The sequence below is a fragment of the Kitasatospora sp. NPDC001132 genome, assembly GCF_053598415.1.
Window position 1 is genome coordinate 181936 of the sequence record NZ_JBSFKF010000007.1, and the last position, 22717, is coordinate 204652.

Genomic DNA, 22717 nt, shown 5'->3' on the forward strand with positions numbered 1-22717 from the left:
CGCACCGCCAGCGCGTCCGACTAGGGTCGGTGACATGCGTCTGAGTACCGTGATCCTTCCCATTCACCGATGGGCCGAGGGACAGAAGATCTGGCGACGGGCCGAGGAACTCGGCTTCCACGCCGCCTACACCTACGACCACCTCTCCTGGCGGTCGTTCCGGGACGAGCCGTGGTTCGGATCGATTCCGACGCTGACCGCAGCGGCCACGGCCACCGAGCGGCTCCGCCTGGGCACCCTCGTAACGTCGCCGAACTTTCGCCACCCCGTGACGCTGGCGAAGGAGCTGATCACGCTGGACGACGTGTCCGGCGGGCGGGTCACGCTGGGGATCGGGGCCGGTGGGACGGGCTTCGACGCGACGGCGATGGGGCAGGAGGCGTGGTCGCCGAAGGAGCGGGCCGACCGGTTCGGGGAGTTCCTGCCGCTGCTGGACGAGCTGCTGAGGAACGACGCCACCACGCGTGAGGGAACGCACTACTCGGCCGTCGAGGCGCGGAACATCCCCGGCTGCGTGCAGGCCCCGCGGGTGCCGTTCTACGTCGCGGCCGCCGGGCCGCGCGGGATGCGGCTGGCCGCCGAGTACGGACAGGGCTGGGTGACATACGGGGACCCGAAGGGGCCCGCGGACGTACCGGTGGAGCAGGCGCCCGGGGTGATCGCCGCGCAGATCGAGAAGCTGGCGGCGGCCTGCGAGGCGAAGGGCCGGGACGTCGCGACGCTGGAGAAGATGCTGCTCCAGGGCTCGACGGCGGAGAAGCCGCTGGAGTCGGTGGACGCCTTCGTCGACTGGGCGGGCACGTACCGGCAGCTGGGGATCACCGAGTTGGTGATCCACTGGCCCGTCCCGGACTCGATCTTCGCCAACAACCTCGCCGTCTTCGAGAGGATCGCCACCGAGGGCCTCGCCCAACTCGGCTGAGCCAGACCCCGCTCCCCGTGGTTCGCGCCGCCGACCCACGCGGAGCAATCTGTCCGCCAGTGGCCGATCGGCCACTGGCGGACAGGTGTCGACTCAGCCGTCACGTCCCCGAGTGACCACGAGATCCGTTCCGTCGAGCGTCGCACCGACTGGCGACTCAGCCCACTTGGCGAGGAGGTCCGCGTTCTGCTCGGAGGTCCAGGCCGCCGCCGTCAGCGTCGGCAGCGAGCCGAACCACGGCTCGTCCTGGAAGGAACGCCGGCTCAGGTGGTCGTAGGTGTACGCGTGTGGAAGACGAGCTCCTCGGCCCGTCGCCAGATCTTCTGCCCTCGCCCCACCGGTGGATGGGCAGGATAACGGCACTCAAGCGCACGCGGTGACGATACGCGGGCGGATCGGCGGGACTTCGAACCGCCCACAAGTCGGCACGAGCAGGTCCGCTAGCGTGGCGCCATGGGCACGTTGAGCAGGCGAGAACTGGCCGCGCTGGTCGAGGAAGCGACGGTCGACACCTACGACGAGCACGAGGAATGGTCGGCTCTGTTCACCGCCGTCGAGGAGAACCTGGCGGTGCCGTTCAGCACCTCGGCGCTGGGCGTCGAGGTGACCGTACGCGGCATCGACCTCTCACCGGACGGAAGGATCGTCGCCCTGTGCACCCGCGGCAAGTTCCGGCAGGCGATCGGGCTCCTGGACCTTCCGTTGCCGGACCCGGCGCCGGACGGAGCGGAATGGGTCGAGGCGTACCGCTACTACTGGGCGCAGTGAGCGTCGGAACCTTCAAGATCGAGAGGGCCTGCATGGCTGTCGTGGTACGGAACGAGGATGAGGCGTCGTTGCGAGACCTGATCGAGCGAAGCTCCGAACTGAAGGGTGAACTCGTCGCCTTCGCCCAGAGCGCGCGCTTCGACCGGTGGTTGACGCCCCTCCTCCAGGAGGCCGCCGGGCTCCAGCGGCAGTTGGAGGAAGGCCATGCGATCCGGATCATCGACGACTTCATCCTGCGGTACCGCCTGCCGGACGGTTCGACCGTGGTGGACCGGTTCGTCGCCGGACGACGGGGCTTGACCGAGGCGGATCGGGAGATGTTGCTCGGCTGGCGTGACCCGGTCGAGGGCCTCTTCGAGATCCGGCGCAAGGACGGGGAGGCCGTCGTCCTGCTGAACCTGATCGACGACCTCGAGTACCGCACGTACTCGAACGTCGGGCGGGCGGCCTTCCGCGGAGTGTCCAAGGGGGGATTCCTGCACACCTGCCTGGTGCCCGTCCATTCGGTCGACGGGGCGTGGCTGATCTCCGGAATGATGTCGTCCTACCCGAAGTCCAGCGCCACCGAGATCGCCCGGGCCGCACTCCAACTGGCCACCAGTCACCCATCGTTGGTCTTCCGCAACCCCGAGAAGATCGAGCAGGGATGGGAATCGATGCGGGAGGACCGGGCCGCGTTCATCGAGTTCTGCGGCAGCGACGAACTGGTCCTTCCCCCTGCCGAAGTCGAGGACCGGCTCAACGCCTACTACCGGCACCGGCAGGAAGCCGCCGTCGCCGAGCATCCCGACCGGGCCCGGGGCAGGCGGCTGCCCGGCCTGGACTTCCCAGCCTTCGCACTACCGCGAGGACTCGCGGAATCGGACACAGTCGGCGTCATCTACGACGAAGTCGACGGGCTCAACTTCTACCCGGACTACGGGATGCTGCGGGACCTCTTCGCCGATCGGGCCCTCGCGGGCCGCAGGCATTACCAGGACGTGCTGCGCATGTACTTGCGCGAGGAGTCGATCGCGCCACTGCCGATCCACCGCTTGGCCGACGCCCACCCGGAGACGGTCGACGCGGTGTTCCGGAAGTTGCTGCGGAAGCCCGGATTCACCTGGAGCGAGCACGGTGAGGAGCTACTCCGCCGACGCAAGGCCTGGTATTACGAGCAGGAGCCCCGCCCGGGCGTCTCCGTGATCGGCGAGCGCCTCAGCGAGCTCGCCGCCGGCACCGGACGGCAGAAGTTCACCAGGGCGCGGCGTGTACCGCGTCGACCCGACCATCCATAGTCGCGAACGCGGGCTTTCGGTGATCAGTAGCGCCCCGTGTTCGGCATGGCCTTCTCCGCCGGCTCGGTGATCGCCTGTGCTTTCGGCAGATCTCCCCTGACCGCCTCGGGAATGACCGGCGGAGCTCCTGTCTCTGGCGCGTCCCCGTTCGAGTGAACTCCTGGCGGGCGTGCCGACTGTAGGAGACCATGAAGTAGTGAGGGTGCGCTGCCGGCGCACGGTCGGTGAGCCCGACGAGTGGACCGTCGTCAGCGTCGACGCGGATTCAACGCCACAGCCAGCTCAGCAGGGTCGTCGCCGTGAACACCGTGCCCGACGCCAGACAGACCGCGCGCGGGGTCAGCCACCCGGGGCCTTCCGGGGGCCGGGGCTGCGGGACCGGAGCCAGGAGCGCGTCTGCGAAGGCCTGGGCGGTCTGCGGTCGGTCCGCCGGCTCGACGGACATCGCGGTCCGTAGCAACAGGGCGACGTTCGGCGGGATCTCCGCTCCGGCCGGGAGCGCCGGCAGCGTCGAGGCGGTCGGCTGGTCGGCCATCAGGGCTGTGGCGCGTCCGCCCGGGCCGAACGGCTTCTGCCCGGTCAGCAGCTCGTAGGCCACGACGGCCAACGCGTACACGTCGGCCCTCCCGTCGAACCCGCCGGTCTGGAAGGCCTGTTCCGGTGCCATGTACGCGGGCGTGCCCGTGGTCACCGTCAACCCGGACGCGTCGGCCAGGTTCTTCGCGCTGCCCAGATCGGCCACCAGCACCGCGGCGGGCGCGGGGCCGTCGGCGAGCAGCAGGTTGGACGGCTTGACGTCGCGGTGCACCACGCCCGCGTCGTGCAGGACCTGGACCGCGTAGCCCGCCTCCGCGGCCAGCCGCAGCGCCTCCTGCGGGTCGCACCGCCCGACCCGGTCCTCCAGGGTGCCGCCGCGTACGTAGTCCATGACGAAGTAGGGCCGGTCCTCCTGCACCCCGATGTCGTGCACCCGGACCACCCGCGGGCTGGCGATCCGGCGCAGCAGCCTCGCCTCCGCCAGGAACCGCTCGCGCACATCGGCGTTGGCGGCCCAGTTCTCGGCCAGCACCTTCACCGCGACCTCGGTGTCGAGCTCCGGATCGTAGGCCTTCCAGACCGTCGCGAAGGAGCCGGCTCCGAGCCGCTCCAGGAGGAGGTAACGGCCGAGCTTGCGCATGTGGCAGCATTCTGCCGGAGTCGGGGGGAGTGTGGAACTTCCGTTCGACGGGCGGGATGCCGGGCGGGACGGGACGGGGGGATCCGGGTGTTGGAGGAAGGCGAGCTGGAACGGCTCGTGACGGCTGCTCAGGCGGGGGAGCCGGGGGCGACGGAGTACCTGCTGGCCAAGCTGCGGCCGGTGGTGCTGCGCCGCTGCTCGCGCTTCCTGCCCCACCACGCCGACGCGGAGGAGGCCGCGCAGGACGCGCTGCTGTCCATCAGCACGCACCTGCACGAGTACGGCGGTCGCGGCTCCTTCCTGGGCTGGGTGACGGTGATCGCCTCCAACGCCGCCCGGTCCACCTACCGCTCGATGCGTCGGCGCGCCGAGGACAGCCACGCCGACCTCCCCGAGTCCGTCGACCCGCGCACCACCAGCGTCATCGCCGGGACCCGGCTCGACCTGATGGAGGCGCTGGCCGCACTGGAGCGGCAGCACCCCACCCTGGTGGAGGCCTTCGTGCTGCGCGACCTGGGCGACCTGACCTACGTCCAGGTGGCCGAGGCGCTGGGCGTTCCGTTGGGCACGGTCAAGGACCGTATCCACCAGGCCCGCCGCTTCATGCGCGAGCGCCTGGTCACCGGTCTGTGAACGGCGGTCCTCCGGCGGGCGGCGGCCGCGTCGTCGTCCGGCCCCGGTCCGCCGTCGCCGCCCTGGTGGCGGCCGCCGCGCTCGGGCTGGCGACCGGCCACTTCGTCCTGCCACCGCCGCCCGGCGGGGCGTCCCAGGGCGCGTCCGCTCTCCCGACGCCCGGCACGTCCGTCCCGACGCCCGAGTCCTCGGCCTCCGGCTCCGGCCCCGCCTCGCCGACCGGTGCGACCGGGCCGGTGACGACCGCGAACCTGCTGGGACCGGCGGCGTTCGGCCCGGACGTCGACCCCGGGCGGATCCACGTCACCGACCGGTACGGCGACGGGTCCTACGCCAACGCGGCCTGCTCCGGCGAGAAGACCCTCACGCAGACCCTGGGCGGGCCCGGTGCCCACTTCCGCGGACTGATGACCAGCACCCGTACCTCGCCGGACGACCCCACGTGGACCGCCGCCGGCATCGCCGACCAGGTCGCCCGCGAGGTCGCCGCCGAGGCCCGGAGCCCTTCCCTGGCGCAGAACGCCGCCGACCGCCTGCTGCTGGAGGAGGTGCCCTGCCAGGAGGCGACGCCAGGGCACTGGGTCTACGGAAGGACCACGACGGTGCGGCTCGCCCCGGACGTCACCGCGAGCTGGATGGGCAGCTACCAGGGAGACCTCAACACCACCGGTACGGCGCCCGAGGGCAAGGAGCCCTGCGGCGGCATCGCCGTGCTGCGCAGCGGCAACCACTACGCGGTGCTGGAGGTCCACGCCTGCCTGGGGACGGCCGCGATGGACCGCGTGGTCAGGACCGCTCTGTCACAGCTGTGAAACAGCGGGTCGGGGCTCCAACTTTCCCTTCCCCGGCGGCATCTCCCCGGTTGTACGAGGACGCAGCAGGCGTCCCGACCAGCAGGGGGGACCAGATGACCGAGAACCAGACCGTCCAGCAGAAGTCCGTTCGCCGCAACCGGGTCACCGCCGCGGCCTGCTTCGCCGCCGCACTGATCACGGTCAGCGTCGTCGGCACCCAGTCGGCCACCGCCGACGGGGCCGCGCACAAGCCCGCCCACCCGGCCGCGGTCGCGGTCGCCGCGCCCGGACTCGGCTCCGCCGCCCTCGTCCAGAGCGAGGACTTCCGGCAGGGCCTGAACCCGGTCGCCGCGACCGTTTCGCTGACCGGACGCGAGGGGCTGTCCGCGTGCTCCGGCGAGGAGACGATGCGCGACCTGACCAAGGGCACGGCCACCGGGTACGCCTCCGTGGCCTGGACCTTCGACACCCCCGGCCGACTGACCGAGTCGGCCGCGAGCGCCCCCACCGGGACCGCGGCCGCCACCTGGGAGAACCAGCTCGTCGCGCTCGTCCAGGACTGCCAGGACGAGCCCGCCGGCCACTGGTACTACGGCGCGGCCCACACCCTGACCGTCACCGGCGGCAACGCCCACTGGTACATGGCCTACAACGGCGACGGCACCGTCAGCGGCGGGGCCGCCGTCCTGCGCAGCGGCACCAGGGTCGCCGTCGTCGATCTCACCGGCCGGCCCACCGACGCCCCGGCCTACGTCGAGGGCATCGTCACCGCGGCACTGAACCGCCTCAACTCCTGAACGGCGGCCCCGCTCCGCCCGCGCCGGCGGGCGGAGCGGGGCCCGAACATCGAAGCCGCTCACCCGCCCGGGTCCCCCGGGCCCCGGTCCGCCGGAACGACGGAGGGCGGGCGGGTCCGTGGTGTCCACGCGCGGACGCGCTTGGCACCCCGGTCAGCCCCGGCCGCTCGCGAAGGGGTCGACGTTGAGGTCGCCGCAGACGTTGAGGGTGCCGTTGTCGACGCCGCCGGTCACGGCCACCTGCACCTGCTGGGTGGTGTTCGGCAGGATGATCGAGACCTTGGAGCCGGTCACCGAGCACACGTGACGGCCGGCGGAGGTGGCCTGGCCGTTCACGTCGCTGTAGAGAAGATCCGCGGTGGCCTGGGCTCCCGGGGCGAGCGTCACCGGGGTGTTCGGGCCGCCGTCGTGACGCACGGCGTCGATCGGGGAGGACTTGCCCTGGTCGTCGGCGAGTTGAACGCCGGGGAAGCCGCTGAGGGTGCAGCTGCGCCCGGAGGTGTTGACCGCCCGGATGATCGCCGTGGCGGGCTGCTGCTCGGAGGCGCGGGCGGTGGGGCCGGTCACGCTGAGCTTCACGTCGGCGGCGGTGCAGCTCTTGGAGCCCGCGGCGGTGCCGGAACCGCCGGAAGCGCCGGAACCGCTTCCCGTCGTCGAACTCCCCGCGCCCGAGGTCGCGCCGGCGCCCGAACTCGCCGCGGCCGTCTTTCCGGACGCGACCGGGGCCGGCGCCGAGGGCGCGGAGCCCGCCACCGAGGGCGCGGAGCCCGCCGCCTCCGAACCGGTGCCGGGCCCGTCGCAGGCGGTCAGCGCGAGGCCGGCGGTCAGGGCAACGGCGGCGGTGGCGATCAGGCGTGCTGCGGTGCGCATGTGTGTTTCCCCCCAGGGCAGGGCTTCCCTGCCGTATCCGTGTCACTCGTATTCGTAAACCTTCCACACCAGTTGTATCGGTCGGAGATCCACAGCTCCATGCCTCGACTGTCACAGCCGCGCCACAGCGGTGAGGCGGCGGAGCGTGCGCGCGGTGGAGGCCCGGTGAACACGGGAATCGGCGCGGTACGGCACTACGGGTGCGGGCGGGTGCGCTGGGCGGGGAGGGACGGGGCCGAGGTGTGCCGGGCGAGTTCGGCGAGGGTGTGGAAGAGGACGTCGCCGAGCAGGACCGGGTCGCGCGAGGCGTCGGGGGCCCGCCGGTCCTGGGCGTCAGGGCGGGCGGTCGGGGGCGGCTGGTCGCGGAGCTGGCGTGCGGGCATGGCTCTTCCTGCCGACGGGGGGGCCGTGGGCAGTCATGCCCACCGTGGCCGGACGGGCACCCGGGGGCGGGCGGATCGGCCGGAAACGGCGCATGAAGGGCTTGATCACGGTCGGGGCGGGCGGCGGCCGCGGGCACGGGCCGATGACCCGTCCGCGCCGATGGGCGAAGATGGACCGGTGACCGCACCCCGTACCGCACCCCGCCTCATCGCCACCGACCTGGACGGCACCCTGCTCTGCGCCGGTGGCACCGTCACCGACCGCACCGCCGCGGCCCTGGCGGCGGCCGAGGCGGCCGGGGTGCAGGTGGTGTTCGTGACCGGGCGGCCGCCGCGCTGGATGCAGCAGGTGAGCCCGCACATCGGCGGCCACGGGGTGGCGATCTGCTCGAACGGCGGCGCGGTGGTGGACGTGCGGCGCGGCGAGCTGCTGGAGACCTTCCCGCTGCCGGTGGAGACCACCCTGGCGGTGATCGAGGCGCTGCGGGCCAAGCTGCCGGGCACCGCGTTCGCCTTCGAGTACCCGGGCGGCTGGGCCCGCGAGGCCGGGTACGCGGTGCCGATGTGGGGAGACCAGCTGGAGCTCGAGGTCGGGACGGCGGAGGAGCTGCTGGGGGCCGGCGGGCCGGTCCGGGGCCTGTTCAAGCTACTGGCCAAGCACCCGGACCTCGAGCCGGACAAGTTCCTCGCCGAGGCCAGGGACGCGGCCGGGCACCTGGCCGAGATCACCCGCTCCGCGGCGATCCCGCTGCTGGAGATCAGCGCGCCCGGCGTCACCAAGGCCAGCACGCTGGCCCGCTGGTGCGCCGGGCGCGGGATCGACCGGAGCGAGGTGGTGGCCTTCGGCGACATGCCGAACGACCTGGAGATGCTGGCCTGGGCCGGCACCGCGTACGCCGTCGCCAACGCGCACCCGCAGGTGCTGGCGGCGGTGCCGCTGCACACCGTGAGCAACGAGCAGGACGGCGTCGCGGCGGTGCTGGAGCAGCTCCTCGGCCAGTAGGAGCCGCCCCAGCCGAAGCACCCCAGCCGAAGCGGCCCGGCCGAACCGGCCTAGCCGAAGCGGCCGTTGACGTAGTCCGAGGTCCGCTGGTCGGCCGGGCTGCCGAAGATCTGCCCGGTCGGCCCGGCCTCGACGATCCGCCCCGGGGTGTCGTGGGTGGCCAGGAAGAACGCGCAGGTCTGCGAAACGCGCTGGGCCTGCTGCATGTTGTGGGTGACGATCACGATGGTGAGCCGCCCGCGCAGCTCCGCGATGGTCTCCTCGACCCGCCGGGTGGAGGTCGGGTCGAGCGCGGAGCACGGCTCGTCCATCAGCAGGATGTCCGGCGAGACGGCCAACGACCGCGCGATGCACAGGCGTTGCTGCTGGCCGCCGGAGAGCGCCCCGCCCGGGGTGTGCAGCCGGGTGGACACCTCGTCCCAGAGCCCGGCCCGGCGCAGGCTGGTCTCCACCAGGTGCCGGCGCTCCTCCTTGGACACCTTGATCCCGGCCAGCTTGAGCCCGCTGGAGACGTTGTCCTGGATGGACATCGCCGGGAACGGGTTGGGCCGCTGGAACACCATGCCGATCCGGCGCCGCACCTCGGCGGGCCGGCGGCCGGGCCGGTAGACGTCGTCGCCCTCCAGCAGCACCTCGCCGGAGAGGGCGGCGCCGCGCACCATCTCGTGCATCCGGTTGAGGATCCGCAGGTAGGTGGACTTGCCGCAGCCGGACGGGCCGATCAGCGCGGTGACCTCGCCGGCCGGCATCGCCAGCGAGACCCGCTCCAGCACCTTGCGGCTGCCGAACCAGGCGGAGACGTCCCTGGTCTCCAGCCCGGCGAGCGGCTCCCCGTCGGCGTGGGCCCCGGCGTGGGCCCCGGCGTGCTCCCGGCCGGCGTGCGGGGCGGGGGCGACCGGGGGGAGGGTGATGGTGTCGGCGACCGGGTCGGTCGCCTGGGTGTCGGTCAGTGGTGCGTCGGTCATCGGAACGGTCCTCCGGGCGCGCGTCAGTAGAGGTTGGGCAGCAGGGCGGCGGCGTTCTCGTAGACCGCCCAGAGCAGCGCGCCGACCACCGGCGCGAAGCTCAGGTACGCGGCCGAGCGCCGCCAGTACCGGGCCAGCACCAGGGCACCGGCCAGCGCGCCGAGCAGGCCGAGCGACCACAGCTGGAGCGTGGCCAGCGCGCCCTTGTCCGCGGCCAGCGCCTTGTCGTACGGGACGGTCGCGGGCCGGCCGCCGGGGTTCTGCTGCGGGTCGCCGTCGAGCCGGGCGCCGATCAGCACGGTGGAGCCGGGGATCCAGTCGGAGTCGCCGGTGACCAGCACCAGCCGGTTGCGGGCCTGGTCGACGACCGGGTGGTCGCCGTCGCCGTACGCGTTGACGGTGTAGGTGAACCTGCCCTGGCCGGTGGTGGCTTCGATCTTGTCGCCGACCCGCAGCCTGGACAGCGCGGCGAACGGTGCGCCGAAGGTGGCGCCGCGGCCGAAGACCACGGCGACCCCGCGCTGGCCGGGCAGCGCGGTGTCCCGGCGGTGGCCGGGGCCGCGCATCAGGTCCCGGCCGGTGGTGCCCTCGACCACCACGGCCTGATGCAGGCCGATCGCCGGGATGTCCAGCAGCGCCACCGGGGCGCCGTCGGCGGCCGCGCCGGTCGGGGCGACCGCCCGGGCCAGCTGATCGCGGAAGGTCTTGTACGCGGCGGCCTGGTAGTGCTTCTCCTGGATGTGCGACAGCGTGAACAGGTACCCGACGAAGCCGAGCACCAGCGCGGCGGCCAGGCTGACCGCCCAGGCGCCCTGGAGGAACCGCCGCCGCCCCGGGGAGACGGCGGTCCGGTCCGGGACGACGGTCCCGGCGGGAGCGGCGGGCGCGGCGGGCACGGCCGGCCGCGCCGGGGTGCCCTGCTCGGCCGCCGCCTTCTCCAGCACCGGGGCCGTCACGAGGCACCGCCCGAGCCGTTGCGGCGGCGCAGCAGCCGGCGGCCGAGCAGCGGCGGGACGAGCACCACGGCGAGCAGTTCCAGCGCGGTGAGGGAGGTCAGCATCCAGTCCTCGGGCTTGCCGCTGACCTCGACCACGGTGGCCGCCACCTCGGTGGCGGAGCCGCCGCGGCCGCGGGCGACCACCTGGCCGGTCTGCGGGTCGACCACGTCCCCGGTGCCGTCGCCGGCGCCGGGCGCGTTCGGGTCACCGGCACCGCCGGCCGCGTTCGGGTCGCCGGCACCGCCGGCCGCGTTCGGGTCACCGGCGCCGCCGGCCCCGGCTCCGCCCGTACCGCCCCCGGCGCCACCGGACCCGCCGGTGCCGCCGGAACCGCCCGCCGCACCACCGGTGCCGCCGGCCGCGCCGCCGGAGCCGCCCGCGCCCGAACCGGTCTTGACCGGCTGGCCGTTCTGCACGGTGCAGTCGATCGGGGCGCCGGCCTTGTCGCAGGGGCTCGGCATCGGGGCGTTCTTGAGGACGGTCAGCTCGCCGGCCGAGTTGAAGGTCGGGTTGGCGCAGTTGGAGAGGGTGTCCGGGTCGACCGGGCTGGCGTTGCCGGGGATGGACTTGGTCTGCAGCAGACCGCCCTTGACCAGGCCGCGCGGGATCGGCGAGTAGCCCAGGTCGTCCGCCTTGCCCTGGCCGTCGCAGAGCACGTAGGCGAGGAACCGGCTGAGCGCGGAGCCCTTGTCGTTGTTGAAGCGCGGCGGCGGGGGCGCCGAGGCTCCGGCGCGCGGCACGATCAGGTAGCTGTAGCTGGAGATCGGGTAGGCGCGCGGGTCGTTCATGGTGTAGACGCCGTCGAGGTTCTGCTGCAGGTAGTTCGGGTCGTTCGCCGGGGTGCCGTCGTCCACGCCGCGGATCCTGGCGGCGGTGAGCGCGACGGCGACGTTGGAGGCGGTCGGCAGCGAGTAGTAGCCGGCCGCGTTGAGCACCTTCACGACCGGCCAGTTGCTGCGCTTGGCGAAGGCGTACTCGTCGTAGCCGATGGTGCCGACGTTGCCCGGGGACTTGATGTAGCCGGCCACCACGTCGGAGCCGTTCTGCGCGACCATCCGGCCGGACGGCGGGAAGAACTCGGTGTAGTCGCCGCAGCTCACCCCGTTGACGGAGGAGCAGTAGGCGTCCCACTGGTCCTTGTGGGTGTGCTCCATCCAGCGGGTGAACTGCGCGGTGGCGCCGGAGCCGTCGGAGCGGATCACCGGGGTGATCGGCAGGCTGGGCAGCGCCTTGCCGTAGTCGTTGGTGACCTTCGGGTCGTTCCAGTTGGTGATCTTGCCGGTGAAGATGTCCACGATGGTCTGCGGGGAGAGCCGCAGGTCGCGGACCTGCTTGCCACCGACCACCAGGTTGTACATGAAGGTGGTGCCGCCCGCGGTGATCGGCACGTAGGAGTAGCCGTAGACCGGGTTCTCCCGGTCACCGCCGCCGTTGGCGTGGCCGGCCTGCCCGAGGCCGGTGTCCGGCGAGGAGCGGAACGGCACGTCGGAGGCCGTGAAGTCGTCCTGCCCGATCGCCCACTGGGTGCGGCCGGCGGCCGAGCCGACCGGGTTGAAGTTGATCTGGATGCCCTGTGGGGAGACGTCCTGCCGCCACTGGTCGATGGCAGGGCCGGCCCAGCTGGAGCCGTCCGCGCTCAGCGAGACGGAGGCCGCGGATGCCGGGGTCTGCCCCAGCAGCGGGGAGGCGGCGGCGAGCATCAGGGACATCGTCCCCGCCAGCAGCCGGGCCACGGAGCGACTGAGGCCCCTGGACATGTGAACTCCTCTGGTACGGAGGGTGGTTGGTCTGGTCATCACTGCCGTTCCCGCGGCTGGAGGGCGTACGGGCGGGCGACGGCGCCCAGGGCGGCCGCCTCCGTGCGGCGGGCCTCCCGGCTGATCCGGCGCTTCTGGGCCCGGGTCAGCTGCCCGGGCCGACGGCCGCCGAGCACGCGGGCGGTCACGAAGAGGATCAGCACGACGCCCATCAGGGTCAGGCCGGCCGCGAAGCCGCGCGCGATCATGCCGTCGTACGGCTGCTTGACGTAGTTCCAGATGTAGAGCGGCAGCGAGACCTGGTGGCCCTCGAAGGGGTTGCCGTTGAACTGCGAGGTGAAGCCGGAGGTGAGCAGCACCGGCGAGGTCTCGCCGACGCCGCGCGCCATGCCGAGGACCACCGCGGTCACCAGACCGGGCCGGGCGGTGGGCAGCACCACGTTCCACACCGTGCGCCACTGGCTGCCGCCGAGCGCGTACGAGGCCTCGCGCAGGGTGCCGGGCACCAGGCGGATGACCACCTCGGCGGCCCGGGTGACGATCGGCATCATCATGACCGTGAGCGCGAGCGAGGCGGCGAAGCCGCTCTTCTCGAAGCCGAAGGTGATGATCACGACGCCGAGGATGAACAGGCCGGCCACGATGGACGGCAGCGCCGTCATCGCCTCGACCAGGGTGCGCACCGGGCGGGCCATCCGGCCGCCGACCTCGGACATGAAGACGGCCGCCGCGATGCCCAGCGGAACGGCGAACAGCGTTGCCAGGCCGAGCTGTTCGAGCGAACCGACGATCGCGTTGAGCGCGCCGCCGGAGGTCAGCCCGTCGAGCGGACCGGTGTGCTCCATCGACTCGGTGAAGAAGTTGAGGTGCTGGGCCGCCTCCCAGCCGCGGCCGGCGACGTAGCCGATCTGGTCGGCGATCAGTGCGACCACCAGCAGCCCGGAGCTCCAGGCGACCACGGAGACCAGCCGGTCCCGCACCATCATCGGGTGCCACTGGAGCCGGCCGAGCAGGTAGTAGCCGGCCAGGAAGAGCAGGTACCAGCAGATCAGGAAGCCGAAGGCCCCGCTGAACGGCAGCACCCGCTCATACAGCACCCAGTCCAGCGCGAGCGAGCCGGCCGTCGCGCCCGCCACGGTGAGGACGTCGTCGCGGGTGACGCCGCCGATCCGGAGCTTCTTCTCGGGGCCCGGGGCCCCGGTCGCGGCGGCCTCCGCGGGCGCGGGCTCACCGGCGGGCCCGGGCACCGCGACCGGGGGCAGGTCGAGCGTGGTCATCGGTTGGTCCCTTCACGGTTCGGGTGGCGGCGTGCCCTGCGGGCGGCTCTGGGGTCCGTCATGCTCAGTCCGCCGTCGAGGCGCCGGAGCGCGAGCGGTTGATGACGACCCCGGCCAGCACGTTGACCAGCAGGGTGAGCGCGAACAGCACCAGGCCCGCGGCCATCAGCGCGGAGAGCGACAGCGCGTCCGACTCGCCGAAGCGCAGCGCGATCAGCGCGGAGATCGAGTTGGCGCCGTTCTCCAGGATGTGGGTGATGGCCTTGAAGCTCGGCGAGATGATCAGCGCGACGGCGATGGTCTCGCCCATCGCCCGGCCGAAGCCCAGCATCACCGCGCCGATGACGCCGCCCTTGCCGAAGGGCAGCACCACGGTGCGGACCATTCCCCAGCGGGTGGAGCCGAGCGCGTACGCGCCCTCCCGCTCGCCCTGCGGGGCCTGGGAGAAGACCTCCCGGCTGAGCGAGGTGACGATCGGGATGATCATCAGGGAGACCACCACGCCGGCGATGAAGGTCGAGGAGGTGTAGGAGGTGCCGATGTCACCGATCCGCACCTTGAGGAAGGGGATGTACTCCCCCAGGTGGTTGGCCATCCAGCGGACGAACCCGATGATCCGCGGCTGGAGGAAGAACAGGCCCCACAGGCCGTAGACGATGCTGGGGATCGCCGCCATCAGGTCGACCAGCGAGATCAGCGCGGCCCGCAGGCGCACCGGCGCGTACTCGGAGATGAAGATCGCGGTGCCGAGGGCCACCGGGACGGCGATGACCAGCGCGATGACCGCGATCAGCAGGCCGTTGGGCAGGACGGCGGCGATGCCGAAGTTGTGGGCGGCGGTCTGCCACTTCTGCTCGGTCAGGAAGGACCAGCCGACCGCGCGCAGCGCGTCGGTGCCGCGGAGGATCAGGAAGAAGGCGATCAGCCCCATGATCGCGAAGACCGAGAGGCCGGCCAGCCGCAGCACGCCGCGGAACACCCGGTCGCCGGGGGTCGCGGGGGCGGTGATGGCGCGGGGGCTGTCCTGGTCGGGCCCGTGCTCGGGTCGGCCTGGCGACCCGGCGTACGGTGCCGCAGGCTCGGCGGCGGATGTCATGTGTGCTCTCCGTACTCGGGAACGGGCGTGCTCGGTGAGGGTCCGGGGCGCTGCCTCGGTGGTCGGGGAAGCGCTCGGCGGGGCCGGAACGGCGGCCCCGCCGAACGCGGTTTCCTACTTGCGGCGCAGCCGCGACCACTGGGTGCGGACGCCCGCCAGGGCCTTCGCCCCGGCCGGGGTGCCGCCGAGGAACAGCGCGGCCGGTCCGCCGACCAGCAGCACCAGGCCGGCGATCAGCGCGACGGGCAGCAGCAGCCGGGCGGTGCCGGGGCGGTCGGGCACCGGGGTGCCGACGGGGGCCGCGGCGATCGCGTTGCCGGAGGGGGCGGCGGTCGCGCCGGGCTTGCCGCCGGCCGCACCGGTACCGGTGGTGCCGGCCGCACCGGTGCCGGTGCCACCGGTGCCGGTCGAGCCGCCGGTGGAACCGAAGCCGGTGCCACCGGAGTTGCCGTCCGCGGAGGTGCCGCCGGTGCCGGAGGCGCTCACCGGGCTACTGCCCTCGCCAGTTCCGGAGCCCGAGCCGCCGTTGCCGCTCTCCGGGGTGCCCGGCTCGGGCTTCCCGGCCGGTGGGGCGGTCTGGTTGCCGGGCAGCTTGCCGTCCTGGGCCTCGACGTGCTGCACGGCCTGCTCGGCCTGCTGCCGCTGGGCGTTGTTCAGCGCGAGGAAGCCCTGGGCGAGCCGGCCGGGCGCGATGCCGTAGGTCTGTCCGGTGGTGGTGACGGTCTTGAGGAACCGGGCGATCACGGCCGCCTTCGCGGCGGGGACGCCGCCGGTCGGGACCATCGCGTACTGGACGTAGCTCAGCGGGTACGCCCGCTGGTCACGGGTGAACGCGGTGTCGGGCGTGCCGTACGGCAGCTGCTGGACCCCGGTCGTGGGGTCCGTCGGCATGTCGGCGACGGCCGCCTGGAAGCCGGCCGTGGAGGGCGTCACGTAGGAGCCGGCCGGGTTGAGCAGCGCGGCCTCGGGCAGCGAGAACGCCTTGGCCTGGGCCGTGTCCATGATGGCGAGCATCATGCGCTGGCCGGGCTGCTGCACGGCGCAGGCGTCGTGGCCGCCATTGGCGTTGAAGGTCGGCAGCTGGCAGTTCGGCCGGTTCTGCACCTGGTTGCGGGCGACCCGGGAGAGGCCCTCGGTGGAGGGCACCCACTCGTACTGCTTCCAGTGCGCCGTGTCCGCGCCCTCCTGCGGCGTGCTCGACCCGGACTGGTCCTGCGGCTGGAAGGCCTCGGACGGGTAGCCGCTGAACCTGGGCTTCAGATAGAAGCTGTCGACGTGCATGCCCCACTGGTCCGGCTCGCCGTCGAGGAACCGGGCGGCGTCCGGGTCGGCCGCGACCCACGAGGTCAGCAGGTAGGTGAAGTCCGTCGTGCCGCCGGGGACGCCGGGGAAGATCGTCAGGGCGCCGCCGCAGTTAATGGGCCAGTGGACCCCGTTCTCGGCCGTCTCCGGGTTCAGCTGCTTGAACTCGGGGTCGGTGAAGAGGCAGACCGGGTTGCCGTCCACGGAGGCGATGTCGGCACCGGGCGACGCGTAGGACTGGGTCAGCAGCTTGGCGACCAGCCGCGCGTTCAGCCGCATGTCCCTGATCTGCCGGCCGTTCGTCGGGTCGTCGACCAGGAACGTGACGGAGATGCCGGTCGTCGCCAGCGGGGCGTAGACGTAGGGGCGCGGCGGCGGTGACGTGTCCGACCGTGCCGTCAGCGCCACGTCGGTGCTGGCGGCGCCGCCCAGGAAGGCCGCCCGGGCCTGCGGCTCACCGCCGGCCGGGATGTAGCCCACGGTCATCGGGGACTCGCCCAGGCACAGGCCCGAACGCCACTGCTGCATCGCCCGGTTGGCCATTTCGAGGCCCGCGACACCGAAGTCCTGGGCGCTCGCGACGCAGGAGTCCGGGGTGGGCGCGAAGGAGAGCGGGACCACCGTGCGGTGGAGCCAGGCGCACTGCTCACTGGTGCGGTTCTTGGTCTTCGAGTTGATCCGGCCGGGCTTCATGACGCCGTCGGAGGCGGCGTTGTAGAAGCGGTCCCGGTCCATCCGGTGGTCGTTGCAGTCCGCCTTGCCGCCCCGGATGTTGTAGAGGTCCGTCGGGTCGCCGCCGTAGTTCGGCTCGACCACGATCGAGCAGGGGTGGGTGGCGTCGCAGCCGAGCGACGGGCTCTCCTTGGAGCTCCACACCTCGATGGCGGCGGTTCCGGACCCGTCCGGTCCGGTCGGCGCCAGCACCATGTTGGTGGGGAAGTCCGGCGTCTCGGTGTGCACGGGCCGGGCCGGCTGCTCGAATCCCAGACCGCGGTCACCGCCGTAGAGGGTGCTGCCGTAGCAGTCCGTCACGGCGGGGTCGAGCCCGCGGCACTGGTAGACCCGCACCGTGTACAGGTTGAAGGTCGAGTTCACGGGCGTGCTCGTCACCGGACCACCGGTCTGGGTGATGCTCGGCGTGAAGCCGCTCCAGGAGACCTGGAGGACCTGGTTGGTCAGGTTGGTCGTCTGGGAGACCGTCACACTGCCCTCGTCGCCGTACGTCCCGCCGGCCGGGATCCAGACCTTCGGACCGGTCACGGTCGTCGAGGAGTCGGCGTGAGCCTGCGGCGCCGCGCCCAACCCGATCGGAATGACGGCGAGCGCCGCCACCACCGCCTTGGCGAGGGCCAGGGCCGGCAGTCGACGGCGCCACCTTCCCCGACCTCTTCGGTCGGGTACGCGGGTTCTCATGCGGGGCCTCCGGGAGATGCGGGCCGCCGAGGGAGGCGGCGCGAGGGCGTCGGATCGCGCTGGGGACGGACGATTCCGTGCGTACTATTCGGCCAGCCGGACATGGCGGGATCCGGTCGGCCAGGTGTACGAGACCACAACGCGGCGACTCCGTACCGGAGTTGGAAGGTCCGCATGCGGGCGGGCCCGCGCCGAGGCGCGGGCCCGCCGGACTGCGGCGACGCGGTGCCCCGATCAGGCGGCCGGGGTGAAGGTCAGCGCCAGCGAGCCCACCTTCTGGCCACCCGTGAAGTACGTGGTGCCGAGGGTGGTGTCCAGGTAGTTCGCACCGGCCGGGTCCACCTGGAAGCTGTCGGACTTCAGGTTCTGGACGGCACCGTTGCGGTTGATCACGTTGCTGCGCGGGTCCAGCAGCGGCACCGGGGTGTCCGAGCCGTTCGGGACGCCGGTGAAGTAGCCCTTGGAGACCGAGAAGTCGATCTGCTTGAAGGTCACGCTCTTGCCGGTCTTGAGGTTCAGGAACAGCAGGCCGCCGCCGAACTGCACGTGGCCGTAGAAGGACGGGATGTTCGCGGCGCCACCGGTGACCGGGAGCGTCACGGTGAGACCGGTGGCCGGGTCGGCGTTCGGGTCGGCCGGCTGCAGCGGGATGACCAGGACGCCGTTCAGCGCGGCGTTCGTCAGGAAGTCCAGGTCGGCGGTGATCACGGCCTGGCCGCCGGCGGGGGTGGGGGTGGTGTCGGCGACGGCCGCCCCGCTCGCGGCGGTCACGGCGAGGACGACGGCGGCACCGGTCGAGGCCAGGCGGGCACTGATGCGGGACATGCCGAACTCCTTGGGAGAGGGAGAGGGAGAGGGGTCGTGCGGTTCGAAGAAGCTCATGCGTGGGTGACACCGCCGCAGGCGGGCACGGCCGGCCGGACGCGGGCTCGGGCGGCCGGCGGCCGCAGGGGGCGGAGGGCCCCTGCGGCCGCCGGGATGGTGCGGGGTGGGTCAGGAGGTGGTGACGCTGCCGCAGCCGAAGTCGAGCGGCAGGAAGCCGAAGCTCTTGATGTCGGCGGTGCCGTTGGTGCAGAACCAGCCACCGTCACCGAAGATGCCGCGCAGGGTGGCGGCGCGGGTGGTGTCGACCGCGGGGGCCCAGTCGTCCTTGCGGAAGACGTTGTAGACCACGCGGCCGTACAGGGTGTCGGCGTAGTTGCTGTTGATGACCTTGTTGGTGGTGTCCACCGGGCCGCCGACGACGCCGTCGATGTTGCGGATGGTCAGCGGGCCCTGGACGTCGGCGCCGCTGCCCTTGCCGAAGTACACCTGGCCGATGTAGTGGGCGACGGAGTAGGGGACCACCGCGTTGACGTCGTTCAGCAGGGCGTCGCTGCCCTGGTTCTCCTGGACGCTGCTGTTGACGCAGGCGCCCGGGGTCAGGGCGGTGACGCCACCGTTGATGGCGGTCAGGAAGAAGGAGCGGGTGCCGGAACCGGTCTGCGGCAGGAAGGGCTTGATCGTGGCGTTCGGGAGGGACGCGTTGATCTGGTTCCACTTGGTGACGGTGCAGGTGTAGATGTCCTTCAGGTTCGCCGTGGTGAGGTTCGCCGGCGCGTTGCCACCGCTCTTGGCGGCCCAGGCCACCGCGTCCTTCGCCAGGGCGACGAAGTTGTCGGTGGTCGGGTCGGTCGCGACCGGGCCGCGGGAGGAGCGGGCGAAGTCCACGGTGGCGTTGGTGTTGGCGTTCAGCGCGTTGATGCCGGCGCCGGAGCCGTTCGGGCGGGTGATCGCGGTGGCACCGGTCTTGGTGGTGATGGTGCCGGTGGGGATCGCGTCCCAGCTGTAGACGCGCGGGGCGGTGGAGCTGGTCAGCGACGCGTTGTAGTCGGTGGCGAGCTGGTTCAGGAGCGCCTGGGTCGTGTCGGAGCCGACACCGACGAAGTCGATGGCGCGGGGGGTGACACCGGCGGCCGGGTCGGCGACGGCGGTGCCGCCGGCGACGGTCGCGACGGAGGTCGCCAGCGCGGCGACGGTGAGCAGCTTGGCAGCGGTCTTGCGCATGTTCCTCTTCCTCCGGGGGAGAGACGTACATCGCGTGAACCCGTACTCCGTCCGGGAGTTCGGGGCCGTGTGGCCGCGTCCGCTGCGGCCTCGCCGGCAGTGCCGATCCTGTCCGGCGGGGAGGTTCCGCCGGAAGAGAGGTCGACTCCGGCCGGGGAATGTCGACTCATCGGTTCGGCGAGGTTTAGTCACTGGTCAGCGCGCACGTGACAGGGGCACCACCTGGCCTCGAAACCCGGTCGACGTTCTTCTGCAGGAGGCTGCTCGGGGTGTTGCCGGAAACCTCCCCTTCACCGGAACAGCACGCGGGGAGATCCGATGCGGGGGAATCGCTTCCGGCACCGCGCCGCCCGGCGGCCGCCTCCGGGAACGCTTCAGGCAACGCCTCCGGGGCGCTTCCGGGAACGCCTCCGGGAACACTGACATGACGGTCCGTCGAACGACCGACCGTCATGGAGCCGGTCACCTACAGCGGCCGGCGGCCGTCCCGTCCGGAGCGCCGCAACTCCTGCCCCACCCACTGCAGTCCGGCCAGGAACCCGTCGATCCCCGCCTGGCACTGGTCCCGCCGCAGGTACCCGCGCGCGCTGCGGGCGACCGGAACGGCGTCGGCCGCCCCCGGCCGGGTGCTGCGCACCGGCAGGTAGGCAGCCCAGACCCACTGGCGCCCTTCGGACTGGCCGACCGAACATCGAAGCGCGGCCCGTTCGATCAGCAACTCCCGTACGGAATCGGCGAGTTCCTCCTCGCTGCGATAGGTCCGCACGCCGACCCCGAGCGGCCGCCCGTTGGCGGCCCGCAACGCCCAGCCGAGGCAGCGGTCACCCGCCGGCACGATCAGCAGCCGCGGACCGCGCCGCTCAGCGGCCATCGGTGCGTCTCGACGTCACGGCGGGCTCCGGCAGTTCGCTCGGCGGCTGCTTGGAGAGCAGCACCACGAACCTCCGGAAGGCGTTCTGGCAGGTCGCGTACCGCTCGTACGCGCGGCTGGACCGCACCTCGGGGAGAGCGCGCGAACCCGGGACGACCCAGATCCAGCCGATGCCCTCCCGTACGTGGGTGATCCGCGCGGTGAGCCCGGCCGCTGTGGCGCGCAGGCCGTCGAAGCCCCGCTCGGCCTCCCCCGCCGTCTCGAACGCGGCCGGGGTGATCGCGACCACCCGCCCGTTGGGCGCCTTCAGTTGCCAGCGGTAGCGCCCGTCCGCCGCCCGTTCGGCGCGGAACCCCCCTCGACTTGCCCCTGCTGCGGTGTGACCGCGGCCGGCAGCGTCCACTGCCCCCTCCGTCCGGTTGCCCTCCGGATTCCCCTCCGAGCGGGAGCAAAGCTATGTGTGCACACGGAGGCCCCGAAAGCCCAGAACGTTCACAACTTGCGCTGTTGGCCGGGAAGTTCTCCCTCGTTTAACTTTCACTTGTTCCGCTCGGAAGCGGTCCGGGAGTCGGTCGGAAAGCGGCCTGGAACCGTCAGAGCCGGGCCGTCCAGCGCACCATCGTCCCCTTCCGGTACGGCCCGCTCTCGTGCCACGCGTCACCGCCGAGCGCCTCGGCGCGCCGGGTGAGGTTGAGCAGGCCGCTGCGCCGCCCGCCCTTCGGGATGCCCACCCCGTCGTCGGTCACCGTGAGCAGCACACCGGGCCGCCCGCCCCGGTCCAGCGACTCCGGGTCGCCGCCCATCGGGCGGCCGTCCTCGTCCAGGTGGGCGGTCGCGTCGATCTCCACGCCGACCCGGGAGGCGCGTGCGTGCCGGGCCGTGTTGGAGAGCATCTCGCGCAGGGCGGCCAGCAGTTGGCGTCCGGTCTTCTCCCCCACCAGGCTCTCCACCGGCCCGACGAAGCTCACCGAGGGTTTGAAGCCGAGCGCCGCCGAGGCCTGGCTGGCCTCCCGCAGCACCCGGGTGCGCAGGGTGTCCGGGGCGTCGCCGTGGTTGTCGTGCTGGAGGGCGTAGATGGTGGTGCGGACCTCCTGGATGGTGGCGTCCAGCTCGTCCACCGCCTTGCCGATGCCGACCCTCACCTCGGGGACGACCGCCCGGCGGGCGGCGCTCTCCAGCATCATCCCGGTGGCGAACAGCCTTTGGATCACCAGGTCGTGCAGGTCGCGGGCGATCCGGTCGCGGTCCTGGAAGACGGCCAGTCGCTGCTGGTCGCGCTGCCCCTCGGCGAGCCGCAGGGCCAGCGCGGCCTGCGAGGCGAAGGTCTCGGCGAGCTGCTTCTCGCTGTCGGTGAACGGCGCCGCGCCGCAGGGGCGCCAGACGCAGAGCCCGCCGAGCACCCGGCCCGCGGCGACCATGGGTACGGCCATGGACGGGCCGAAGCGGCGGGCGAGCCGGATCACCACGGTCGGGTCGCTGGACATGTCGTCCAGGTAGACGCTCTCCCCCGCGAGCAGCCGGGCCGCGAAGCTCTCCCTGGGCAGCAGTTCGCCGCGGACGTACTCGGCCAGCTCGCCGGAGGCGTGCGCGACCCGCATCTGCCCGTCGTCCTCGCCGCCGTCCTCGGGGCCGGTGGGCAGCAGGATCATGCCGAGCGCGGCGTCCGCCAGCTCCCGCACCTGCTCGGCCGCGACGGTCAGCGCGGTCTCCGCCTGCTCGGCGGAGAGCAGGGCGGTGGTGACGGCGGCGGCGCCGGCGATCCAGCGTTCCCGGCGGCGGCCCTCCTCGTACAGCCGGGAGTTCTCGATGGCCACGCCGGCCGCGGCGGCGAGGGCGTGCACCACCTGCTCGTCCTCGGGGGTGAAGGCGCCGCCGCCCTTCTTCTCGGTGAGGTAGAGGTTGCCGAACACCTCCGCGCGGACCCGGATCGGCACGCCCAGGAAGGTCCTCATCTGCGGGTGTCGCGGAGGGAACCCGGAGGAGCGCGGGTCGGCGCCGAGGTCGGTCAGCCGCAGCGGCTCGGGACGGTCGATGAGCGCGCCGAGGACGCCCCGGCCGGTGGGCAGTTCGCCGATCTCGGTGGCGGTCTCGTCGTCGACCCCGACGTGGATGAAGTCGGCCAGGCCGGTGCCGCCGGGGGCGATCACTCCGAGCGCCGCGTACCGGGCGTCGACCAGTTCGGCCGCCCCCATGGCGATCCGGTGCAGGGTGGCGTGCAGGTCCAGCCCGGCCCCGATGGAGACCACCGCCTCCAGCAGCCGCTGCATCCGGTCGGTGACCGCGGCGGCCGACTGCAGGCGCTCGGCGACCTCGGTGACCAGGGTGTCCAGCCCGAGCGAGGCGATCTCGGGCACCCGATGGGGCGTCG

At 72.6% G+C, this 22717-nt stretch carries 21 protein-coding genes and 1 pseudogene; 7 read left to right on the plus strand and 15 right to left on the minus strand.

Features of this window, described 5'->3' with window-relative positions; all coding sequences use genetic code 11:
• Window positions 1-34: 34 nt before the first annotated feature.
• A complete protein-coding gene (locus ACWDBE_RS12530) occupies window positions 35-922 on the plus strand; it encodes an LLM class flavin-dependent oxidoreductase (protein WP_449787980.1) in 888 nt (295 codons plus the stop codon).
• A gap of 186 nt (window positions 923-1108) precedes the next feature.
• Here the strand turns inward: ACWDBE_RS12530 and ACWDBE_RS12535 are convergent.
• Window positions 1109-1295 (minus strand): annotated as a pseudogene (locus ACWDBE_RS12535) (LLM class flavin-dependent oxidoreductase); the annotation flags it as partial.
• 80 nt (window positions 1296-1375) lie between these two features.
• Here ACWDBE_RS12535 and ACWDBE_RS12540 point away from each other — a divergent pair.
• Both ACWDBE_RS12540 and ACWDBE_RS12545 read left to right on the plus strand, forming a co-directional pair.
• On the plus strand, window positions 1376-1690 hold the full coding sequence (locus ACWDBE_RS12540) for a hypothetical protein (protein ID WP_449807927.1): 315 nt from the start codon (window positions 1376-1378) through the stop codon (window positions 1688-1690).
• Between the two features lie 68 nt (window positions 1691-1758).
• Window positions 1759-2967: a hypothetical protein gene (locus ACWDBE_RS12545; protein ID WP_449787978.1), complete on the plus strand. Its 1209-nt coding sequence runs from the start codon at window positions 1759-1761 to the stop codon at window positions 2965-2967.
• Between the two features lie 265 nt (window positions 2968-3232).
• Here ACWDBE_RS12545 and ACWDBE_RS12550 read toward each other — a convergent pair whose 3' ends face one another.
• The gene (locus ACWDBE_RS12550) at window positions 3233-4144 is read right to left on the minus strand and encodes a serine/threonine-protein kinase (RefSeq protein WP_449807928.1); all 912 of its coding nucleotides are present in this window, start codon (window positions 4142-4144) and stop codon (window positions 3233-3235) included.
• Window positions 4145-4261: 117 nt separating this feature from the next.
• Here ACWDBE_RS12550 and ACWDBE_RS12555 point away from each other — a divergent pair, with 117 nt between their 5' ends.
• The 3 genes from ACWDBE_RS12555 (at window position 4262) to ACWDBE_RS12565 (ending at window position 6368) form a co-directional block, all read left to right on the plus strand.
• Complete coding sequence (locus ACWDBE_RS12555; RefSeq protein ID WP_449807929.1) at window positions 4262-4777, plus strand: RNA polymerase sigma factor; 516 nt, start codon at window positions 4262-4264, stop codon at window positions 4775-4777.
• Window positions 4774-5589, plus strand: coding sequence for a hypothetical protein (locus tag ACWDBE_RS12560; RefSeq protein WP_449787975.1), 816 nt, complete (start codon window positions 4774-4776; stop codon window positions 5587-5589). Before ACWDBE_RS12555 ends, ACWDBE_RS12560 begins: the two co-directional genes overlap by 4 nt.
• A 95-nt stretch (window positions 5590-5684) precedes the next feature.
• Window positions 5685-6368 carry a hypothetical protein gene (locus tag ACWDBE_RS12565; RefSeq protein ID WP_449787974.1) on the plus strand — a complete coding sequence of 228 codons (684 nt, stop codon included), beginning with the start codon at window positions 5685-5687 and terminating at the stop codon, window positions 6366-6368.
• Window positions 6369-6521: 153 nt separating this feature from the next.
• On the opposite strand, the gene ACWDBE_RS12570 is transcribed toward ACWDBE_RS12565, so the two are convergent.
• Window positions 6522-7238, minus strand: coding sequence for a DUF4232 domain-containing protein (locus ACWDBE_RS12570; RefSeq protein WP_449787973.1), 717 nt, complete (start codon window positions 7236-7238; stop codon window positions 6522-6524).
• A gap of 194 nt (window positions 7239-7432) precedes the next feature.
• Entirely contained in the window at window positions 7433-7621 is a 189-nt protein-coding gene (locus ACWDBE_RS12575) for a hypothetical protein (RefSeq protein ID WP_449807930.1), read from the minus strand.
• A 160-nt stretch (window positions 7622-7781) separates the two neighbouring features.
• Between ACWDBE_RS12575 and ACWDBE_RS12580 the strand changes: the two genes are divergently transcribed.
• On the plus strand, window positions 7782-8624 hold the full coding sequence (locus ACWDBE_RS12580) for an HAD family hydrolase (protein ID WP_449807931.1): 843 nt from the start codon (window positions 7782-7784) through the stop codon (window positions 8622-8624).
• Window positions 8625-8674: 50 nt separating this feature from the next.
• Here ACWDBE_RS12580 and ACWDBE_RS12585 read toward each other — a convergent pair whose 3' ends face one another.
• The 11 genes from ACWDBE_RS12585 to ACWDBE_RS12635 form a co-directional block, all read right to left on the minus strand.
• Window positions 8675-9589: a phosphate ABC transporter ATP-binding protein gene (locus ACWDBE_RS12585; protein ID WP_449787970.1), complete on the minus strand. Its 915-nt coding sequence runs from the start codon at window positions 9587-9589 to the stop codon at window positions 8675-8677.
• Window positions 9590-9612: 23 nt separating this feature from the next.
• Window positions 9613-10545, minus strand: coding sequence for a sortase (locus ACWDBE_RS12590; protein ID WP_449787969.1), 933 nt, complete (start codon window positions 10543-10545; stop codon window positions 9613-9615).
• The gene (locus tag ACWDBE_RS12595; protein ID WP_449807932.1) at window positions 10542-12344 is read right to left on the minus strand and encodes a substrate-binding domain-containing protein; all 1803 of its coding nucleotides are present in this window, start codon (window positions 12342-12344) and stop codon (window positions 10542-10544) included. Before ACWDBE_RS12595 ends, ACWDBE_RS12590 begins: the two co-directional genes overlap by 4 nt.
• Before the next feature lie 38 nt (window positions 12345-12382).
• Entirely contained in the window at window positions 12383-13621 is a 1239-nt protein-coding gene (gene pstA, locus ACWDBE_RS12600) for a phosphate ABC transporter permease PstA (protein WP_449787967.1), read from the minus strand.
• A 64-nt stretch (window positions 13622-13685) separates the two neighbouring features.
• Window positions 13686-14717, minus strand: coding sequence for a phosphate ABC transporter permease subunit PstC (gene pstC / locus ACWDBE_RS12605; protein ID WP_449787966.1), 1032 nt, complete (start codon window positions 14715-14717; stop codon window positions 13686-13688).
• Window positions 14718-14831: 114 nt separating this feature from the next.
• Window positions 14832-17432: a hypothetical protein gene (locus ACWDBE_RS12610; RefSeq protein ID WP_449807933.1), complete on the minus strand. Its 2601-nt coding sequence runs from the start codon at window positions 17430-17432 to the stop codon at window positions 14832-14834.
• Window positions 17433-17666: 234 nt separating this feature from the next.
• Window positions 17667-18257, minus strand: coding sequence for a hypothetical protein (locus ACWDBE_RS12615; RefSeq protein WP_449787964.1), 591 nt, complete (start codon window positions 18255-18257; stop codon window positions 17667-17669).
• A gap of 168 nt (window positions 18258-18425) precedes the next feature.
• Complete coding sequence (locus ACWDBE_RS12620; protein ID WP_449787963.1) at window positions 18426-19478, minus strand: PstS family phosphate ABC transporter substrate-binding protein; 1053 nt, start codon at window positions 19476-19478, stop codon at window positions 18426-18428.
• A gap of 466 nt (window positions 19479-19944) precedes the next feature.
• Entirely contained in the window at window positions 19945-20349 is a 405-nt protein-coding gene (locus ACWDBE_RS12625) for a hypothetical protein (RefSeq protein ID WP_392881564.1), read from the minus strand.
• Window positions 20339-20752 carry a hypothetical protein gene (locus ACWDBE_RS12630; protein ID WP_449807934.1) on the minus strand — a complete coding sequence of 138 codons (414 nt, stop codon included), beginning with the start codon at window positions 20750-20752 and terminating at the stop codon, window positions 20339-20341. Before ACWDBE_RS12630 ends, ACWDBE_RS12625 begins: the two co-directional genes overlap by 11 nt.
• Before the next feature lie 190 nt (window positions 20753-20942).
• Window positions 20943-22616 carry a GAF domain-containing protein gene (locus ACWDBE_RS12635; RefSeq protein ID WP_449807979.1) on the minus strand — a complete coding sequence of 558 codons (1674 nt, stop codon included), beginning with the start codon at window positions 22614-22616 and terminating at the stop codon, window positions 20943-20945.
• Window positions 22617-22717 lie beyond the last annotated feature (101 nt).